Here is an 8,705-nt window from a genome sequence, read left to right as displayed (position 1 = left end):
CCTTTGTATGGCTTCTCTTCTATCCCCAGCGCTCTTATCATCAATGCTGCAAATTCTGCCCTTGTTATTTTTGCATTTGGTACAAAGTTGTCATCATCCATGCCTTTTATTATATGCTTTGATGCCAGTACATTTATTACATCATATGCCCAGAAGTCTTTTGGCACGTCCTTGAACTGCTTGTCATATTCAAACGCTCCGTATGTTGAGAAGTGCTTTACTTCTGCTGTTACTGTGTTAGTATTTTTATCAACTTTACCTCCCACATATTCCCATTTCCCTGTTACCTCGTTTAGATAGTATACTCCAACTTTTCTTATGTCTTTTGCATCTTTCACTTCAAATGTTAGTTTAACAGGGGATTCTAATTTTATCTTGCTTTCTCCTGCTTTTATTGTTATGTCATAGGCGTTTGACATAGGCTTATAAGTGTTGGCTTCAGGTTTTGACTTCTTCTCTATTGTAAGGGTTATTGAGCCTTCCTTGTTTATTAAATCCAGCACTTCTTTTGATACAGCAAGTACCTTCGATTCAAATTTAAGGGCTATTTCATCTGATTTTACTATTACATCTTTTTGATTCTCTGCAATGAGATTTAACACACTTACGGGTATTTCTAATGCTTTTACAGATTTTGTGGATATATTTGTAAGGTCAAACTGCACTTCTTTTCTTGTGGAATCTTTTATGTCTTTTGATACTTTTATTTCATCAACTACAAGTACTGCTTTATCCGCACTTTCTATTACTTTGCCTTGGCTTACCTCTACACCTTTAGTCTCTGAAGATGTCTTTGGCTCCGGTGATGGTGTCGGTTGTAGCTCTGGCGATGGTGTTGGCTGTGGCTCTGGCGTTGGTTGTGGTTCGGGTGATGGTGTTGGCTGTGGCTCTGGTAATGAAGACACAGTTTCCCTTACAACCTTTATTTCTATATCTTTTATCAACTCAGAATTATTGCTGCCATCATTAGGTTCCACGTGAATTCTGATTATATTCTCCCCATATTCAAGAGTAACTTTTTTTACAAATGTGCCATTTTCATTTTGTACAAATGATTCTCCATTTATTGTAACTTTAGCTCCTTTATAAGTATCTCCCTTAACTTCAATCTGATTTGTGCTTGCATCAACTCTTTCATCATTTTTCGGATAATAGATATATATTGGGATATCTCTCCAGCGCTGAACTGTGTCATTTATCACCATTTTGTTGGAACCTTGATTTATAACCTTTATTTTTCTGTTTGAAATCTCTTCTCCGTACTCTCCCTTTTCTACTTTACCCCAGTCGCCTCGAGTGTATTTATACTCTAATTCCGTACCTTCATTTAGTACTAAGGTAATAGCATATTCATTATCTCCTACTTTTTCCATTTTCTTTGCTCCTGGATTCCAGAAAGCATCAGGAAAGCTTCCCGCAATATATATCCCCTCATCAGGGGTATAGTCTGGCACTGTCACATTAAATGTAACCTCTACCGGTATTATATCTGGAGTAACTTTAACCAAATTAGATGCAGTCCTATTGAAAGAAGTATCAACTGCTGCAACTTTGTAGTAGTACGTCTTTCCATTCAAAACACTTGTATCCACATAGGTAAGAGTATCCTTCCCTACTGTCGCAATTTTTACAAAAGGTCCCCCTTCATTATCGGATCTATAAACTTCATATCCATAAATAGCCACATTATCAGCAGATTCGCTCCATTTAAGTGTAACTTTAGAAGATTCTGTAGTAGGCTGTTCCAATACTGGAGCAGTTGGCGGCTGTTTATCATCAGAGGGCATGACTAAAAATTGTTTCGCTTCATCTGTTTTACCATCAGATCCTTTAGTGTAAACCCAATCGTGTCCCTGGTTGGATGAAAATCTCATGATGTACTCCCACTTGCCTACAATATCAGGTATAAATTCTGCCATATATTTATCGTCGTTTCCTGAATCACCCACATACTTTGCTTCAATCCACGTCCAATCTTCGCTTATTACAACGCCATCTATTATGTTGTAGACTGAATTATACACAGTATCTCCTACAGTATCCCCAATGTATCTGTATCCTAATTGTGCAATAATATTTTCTCCCTGCCCTGGCTTCTCTGTTAAACCTTCAGCCCGAACTTCAGCGTACACTTTGACAGGATTATTTACCCCTATTATGTGTGTATCAACCTGATTCATATTCCCTGCCCATCCGATAGGAACAGACGGATATGCTTCAACTTCATTGCTTAAACTGCTCTCATTGCCATCCATATCGACTGCTGTAATAGCGTACACATACTTTAATCCATTTATAACAGATATATCAGTATAACTAGTATCCTTCAAATTTGAAGCTATTTTTTCGTAAAGTCCTCCCTTTACTGTAGAACGGTAAACATTATAGCTTACGGCCTTATCTGCTGCACTCCATGAAAGTTCCACCTTGCCGTTACCTGATATAGCCTTTAAATCACTGATAGGAGTAGGTGCTGTTAAATTCTGTCCTGTATCTGAAATGAGTATTGCTCCATCCATTGCCCCAACTTCTACGACTATTCGTCCATCGTCGATAGTATAATTCTTTCCACTTAAAACATCTGTAAAAGCAACTCTATCTCTTATAAACTTTGTAGTATCTATTACCACAGATTTAGAAGAATTTCCTCTGTTAAGTACTACAATAGCCACACTGTCGGGATAAGAATTGCCAAAGACGTCCTTCCCATTTATAATTCTTCTACCAAAAGCGTAGATATCACCTTCTGCATATAAAGTCACTAAATCTCCCGTCTTTAAAACTTGATTTTCATTTCTCACGTTTACAACCTTTTTAAAGAAGTCCTGCAAGTCTTTGTCTTCTCTCCCCCATGGGAAAGTTCTCCTGTTGTCTGGGTCCTTCCCTCCTGATTGTCCTGCTTCGTCACCGTAGTAAATAGAAGGCATACCTGGATAACCCATTTGGAGTATAGTAGCAAGTTTCAACCTTTTTACCGCAAGGTCTTTTGCACCTTGAGAATTTTGATTTTCATCTGCAGAATTATAGCCAAAAACTGTTAATATTCTCATTGTGTCGTGAGAACCCAAAAGGTTCATTGTAGAGTAAAATACCGGCAATGGATACCTTTCATAGATGCTTTTTAGTCTCTGATCTAGTTTAGAAGCATCTATAGGTTTGTGAACAACATTTCCGTCATCGAAGTTTTGATTTAGCACAAAATCTATCACAGCATTCCTGAAAAGGTAATTCATTACCGAATTAAACGAATCTCCCAGTAAATCTAATGACGCATCATCCCAGATTTCAGCAATCATCGGAGCCTTTGGTTTAACAGTATCGATAGCCTCTCTAAAGTGTACCCAGAAATCATGAGCCACTTCATTAGCTACATCTAAGCGCCATCCATCAGCTCCTTTGTCTTTATCTCCATCCGGGTTTAGCCAATATTTGGATATAGCATCAGGATTATTTATAATAAAATCGGCCCAACTTTTTACATTGTACTCACTCCCGTTAATCTGCCTTATGACAGGCAGGCTGTCAAATCCCCACCATCCTTCATAGGTACCATCAGGTTTTATCTCATACCAGTCACCATATGGAGACTTTGACTGATCTCCCTGTTCCCATGCTTGATAAGCGCCCAAAACTCCTTTGTTTAAGTATTTACCATACCTATCAAAATAAATACTGTCATCACTCGTATGATTGAATACACCGTCAAGTATTATCTTTATACCTCTTTTATGAGCCTCTTCCATTAAAGTCTTAAAAGTATCAATATCCCCTAAAAGCTCATCTATTTTTGTGTAGTCAGTAGTATCATACCTGTGATTCGAAGGAGATTGAAATATTGGATTTAAATAAATTACAGAAATGCCTAATTCTTTTAGATAGCCTAATTTGTTAATTATACCTTTCAAATCTCCTCCAAAAAAGTCATTACTCCATATGCCATCCCCTTTATAGCCAGGTTTACCTTTATCATTTGGATTATCAGGTAAGTCATACCAGTCATCGTGATATTCTACAGGCTCAAACCCCCTGCTATATTTTTTAAGGTGGTCATTCGATGTATCTCCGTTACAAAATCTATCCGGGAATATCTGATACATTACCGCCCCTTTCATCCAGTCAGGCGTATCTAGAGTTTTATCGTATACGGTTATCTCAAAATCTTTACCTACCGTATCTGAAGGTTTTCCCACTCCCCCTAATTGTTCTTCAGTATCTCCGTAATAAGCAACTTTTGTCCCATTTTTTAATATAAAATAATACCAAATTCTTGTAGGATGATCAAAAGAGAGTTTTACTTCCCAATACTCATATTGCCTATCTGGGCTTTCTCCAATCCTATACATTGGCACTTCAGTTCTTGTTTTTTTCACATCATCCCAGTAAGAAATAATAGCCGATTCCAAATTATTATTTCTTGCCTGTATCCTCAATGTAACAATTTCACCCGTTTTAATCGCACCAAAAGGTGAACGGAAAAATGGGTCATGTGTATCATGTTTTAAAGCATCATAATATATGTCATTTAAAGGCCTTGTAGGCACTGATGGTACTAATGAATCTATAGATGTCACTTCTGTCCATATTTTGTAAGAAGTTATATCAAAATAAAATGTAACTTTAGAATTTTTATCTAAATTTAAAGGGATATTGCCATATTCTAATCCATAACTATTATCCCCGTACCAGTTATTGTCATAAAAAACTTTAAATAAGTAATTTCCTTTTGGAACGTTTGCACTAAATTCATAAATATTTCTAAATTCATAATCCCTCATTATAGCAGTAGATGATGAAGGATCCCAATCATTCCCTGCTCCTATCGCAGATTGTATAGTTCCAACGACTCTAGGAAGTTTATCTTCAGGAATAGGAGTATATCTTGTAGAGTCGGTTATCTTTAAAGTATTATAGTTAAAGTAAAAAGTTACTTTTGAAGAAGACTCAAGATGAAATTTTAAATTGTTGCCATAACCTTCTGGTATCCATCTAGAAGAATCAATCACAATTTTATATTCATAATCTCCAGCAGGCAGTGCAATCGGTGTTTCATATTCGTAAAACCCATAACCTTTATAGTTCATCTTTGTTACGCTACTGCTACCGTTCCAATCATTATCTCCCAATTTTGACTGGAAATTCCCTGCTACTACGGCTGTAACTTTAGCTTCATCCACTGAAGCTTTAACCAGCTGCCCTGGAAAGTAACTAAATAATGCAGAAAAAACTAACACGAATGCCAACAAAATCCCTAAAAATTTCCTTTTACTACTCATAAGCATCCTCCTTTCTACAATATAGACACATTTTCAATACCTATAAAAATATTCCAATTTTTTATCACCCCCTATTTGTGCAAACGCTTTAATAAAATGTGAAAAAATATATGCGCCAATTTGACATAGAATGCAAATTTTTGCGCAATCGTTTTCCCCCTTAAAGGATATTATATATTTGAAAAACAGAACTGTCAATATCCTTACAAAAATAAAAAATCATGTAATAAAGTAGCTTATTTCTTTTTCATTTTATTTTATCAGGATCTATAAATAAATCTATCCAGGGTAATTTATATGTAAACCAAATAAAGATAAATGCCGCAATGAATGTAAATACAAGGATTACAATCTTGACCTCCTTATTGAGTAGAACCATATTTTGTGCTTTTTCTATCAACATGATTGCTACCGCTGAGAAGTAAGTAGTAAAAAGTGCCCAGGTTACTTCTAATGGTAAACTTTCCAGTCTGCCAAACAAAGCGGGAATAAGATACCACACAAGCAATGTGAACCATGGTATGTTAATCGCAGATAAAAGACGGGTATACAAAAATTGTTCTTTTCTTTGAATAGACTTCCTAAAAATTCCATATTCTACAATACTAGTGATAAGATAAGCCCAAAAGGCCATTTTTAGATGTTGAAATACTGATTCATTAATTCCACAAAAAGGAATAAGAAAATTCCATTCTGTCAATTCATAACCAAAATGTAATATGCTAAAAATGACTACATAAAGAAAAGCTTTAAGCCATAAATTCACTTTCTCTCCTCCCTTTATATTTTTTACTACTTTCATAAATTTGTATCTAACAATATTGTTAGAGAGTATTTTATAGTATTATGAAAATGATTATCATTATCTATAATCTAAAGTATCATAATCACATATACAAGTCAAGTACAGAATGAACAATATCCATAAAAAACGAGGAATACCTTCTGGTATTCCTCACATTTGCCTTAATTTTTGTACTATCTCTATTTTGTCTACTCGCTCAGCTAGAAGGATTGTAAAAATCAAAAACAATGCACCAAATCCCGCTATAATATAGATATTGTGAAGTATCAGACTGATATTATCTCCAGATATCGCTTCTCTTAGCCCTGCCACTCCGTAAGTCATCGGCAGGTAAGGATTTATCACATTGAAAAACTTAGGCAAAAGCTCCATTGGGAAAGTTCCTCCTGAGGAGGTTAGTTGAAGCATTAGAAGTACAACGGCAAAGAATTTTCCTGCAATACCAAAAAGCATAACCAAAAGCTGAATTATAGCGATAAAAGCAACGGACATTACCGCATTTATGAAGTAATAATATAAAAGATTATGGACATCTAATTTCAAGCCTTCTACCAGAATAAAACTGGATACAAAAGATTGTACTATGCCAACAACTGCCAGCGAAATAAATTTGCCTATTTGAATTGAAACATTACTTAATCCTTCATATTTATCTCTGTCAAATATGTCTATCAAGAAAAAGAGGATAAGAGAACCTACCCAAAGGGAAAGGGGTATAAAATAAGGTGCAAATCCTATCCCATAATTTTTAACAGGATAAAGTTTTTTTGTCTCTAAAATGATAGGCTCATTTAGCACATCTCTTTTATCAGAACCAAATTCTGATGGCTGTAGTTTTAAAGAAGCATCGTTTAATTTCTGCGCTAAAAGAAATTGATTGTCGTGCAATGTTCTAGCACCTTCAGAAAGCTTTAAAGCACCATTCTTTAAAGCCGAAATTCCTTCCGATAAGGGAACAATTCCATCATAAAGCTTTGAAACCCCATCATTTACATTTTTTATTCCCGTATTCAATCTATACAATCCATCCGAGACATCCTTTAACTTTTCTCCAGCTATCTTAATGCCTTCTGTAAACTGAGACAAACCAAAATACAATTTACCTGAACCTTCCACTAATTGAGAAGAAGCATTGGTCATATATGAAAGTCCTGCTGCTAAAGAATCCATTCCATTATTTAATGAAATGGAAGCTTGTTGCAATTTAGAAAGTGCATCACTTAGCTGTTGAACTTGGTATAATCTCTTATTTAGGTTATTTTCTTCAATCAAACTAACTCCTGATTTTGCTTCTGCAATTATAAGGAGGGCTTTTTGTAAGTTTGGGTCATTCACTTCCTCTGGATGTTTTGCAATATATTCTTGAAGAGCTTTCTGCGCAAGGGCTAAAGATTCCGTCATTTGCTCTAATCCACTCCCCAGTTGTGAAACACTTTGAGTAAAATCAGAAACATTTTGACCTAGCTGACTGTACCCCTGTGTCAGTGTAGAAACTCCCTCCTTTAACTTCAAAGCGCTTTGTGATGCCTCATAAAGCCCTTGATTAAGCTTTGAAATTCCTTCTGTAAGTGATTTTGCACCTTCTGACAAAGTTTTTACATCACCAGAGGATGAAAATTTCTCTGAAAGAATGTTTACTCCGTTATACAAAGCTTCAGAGCCATTAAGCAACTGTGGAAGACCTTCTTTTAAGTTGTAAATCCCTTCTTTTAACTGCAAACCACCTTTTGTAACTTTATTCATATTATTACTTAACTTTTCTACTCCATTCGAGAGTTCTAAACTGCCTGCTGAAAGTTTATTTTCCGCTTCTGATGCTTCTTTTAAGCCTTTGCCCAGTTCTTGCAAATTTTTAAATATAGTATCAATGTATCCTTTTCTTATGGAATTAGATATTTTTGTTTGAAGGCTTTCTATAGCCTTATTTCCTATCTGAGTTGCCAAAAAGTTTTTCTTGTCATTAGTTATATACTCTATTGAGGCTCTTTTGGTATGGTCTGAATCAACAGTCAAAAGATTTTTAGTAAAATCCTCTGGAATTACAATCGCAAAATAATATTTTTCCCCCTTTAATCCATCAATAGCATTTTTATAGTCTGTAAACTCCCATCTAAATTCCTTGTCTTCTTTGAGCTTTTTTACTATTTCATCTCCAAAGTTTGTCTCTTTACCCTCTGATATGCCTCCTTTATCTTCATTTACCACCGCTACAGGAAGTTTATCCAGTTTTGAATAAGGGTCCCAAAAAGCGTAAAGGTATAAAAAGCTATAAAGCAAAGGCATAAAAGCCACAACAATTACTGCTACTCTTATAAATCTGCTTTTTATTATCCTCTCTAACTCTTTTGCTGCTACTTTAAGTGCCTTCACATTTCGCCCTCCCTACTTTAAAATTTATACTGACTAGTCAGTACAATAAATATTATATTCGCACTTCCTTTAAAAGTCAATAAAAAACACCTCTTTCGAGGTGTTACAGTTTGTTGACAAAACCATATTAATTTAAGTGGCATTTTGTGTTAATGCTCCAGAGTTGCAAAGCGACTAAACTAAGGCTCACTTTTCGGGCTCAGGCGGGGTACCGGCCAATTCGCCAAAAGGCTCAGGTGGCCGCTCGCTTCGCTCGC

3 protein-coding genes are annotated in these 8,705 nt (G+C 35.6%); all 3 read right to left on the bottom strand.

The features are described from left to right. On the bottom strand, window positions 1–5,273 hold a 5,273-nt coding region (locus tag ACPLVE_RS10540), incomplete at its 3' end, for an alpha amylase N-terminal ig-like domain-containing protein (protein ID WP_424611507.1). A 247-nt stretch (window positions 5,274–5,520) separates the two neighbouring features. Continuing rightward, the gene (locus tag ACPLVE_RS10535) at window positions 5,521–6,075 is read right to left on the bottom strand and encodes a DUF6512 family protein (protein ID WP_424611506.1); all 555 of its coding nucleotides are present in this window, start codon (window positions 6,073–6,075) and stop codon (window positions 5,521–5,523) included. 153 nt (window positions 6,076–6,228) lie between these two features. Further along, a complete protein-coding gene (locus tag ACPLVE_RS10530) occupies window positions 6,229–8,448 on the bottom strand; it encodes a YhgE/Pip domain-containing protein (protein WP_424611505.1) in 2,220 nt (739 codons plus the stop codon). Window positions 8,449–8,705 lie beyond the last annotated feature (257 nt).

The organism is Caldanaerobacter sp. (genome assembly GCF_049701115.1).
In the GTDB taxonomy this organism is placed as follows: Bacteria; Bacillota; Thermoanaerobacteria; order Thermoanaerobacterales; family Thermoanaerobacteraceae; genus Thermoanaerobacter.
Note: the sequence above shows the minus strand (reverse complement) of the source record. Positions and strands in the feature narration are given on the sequence as shown.

What these genes read in the sequence shown, in the direction of transcription:
- ACPLVE_RS10535 (WP_424611506.1), bottom strand. Translation starts at nt 6,075, where the DNA reads ATGAAAGTAGTAAAAAATATAAAGGGAGGAGAGAAAGTGAATTTATGG.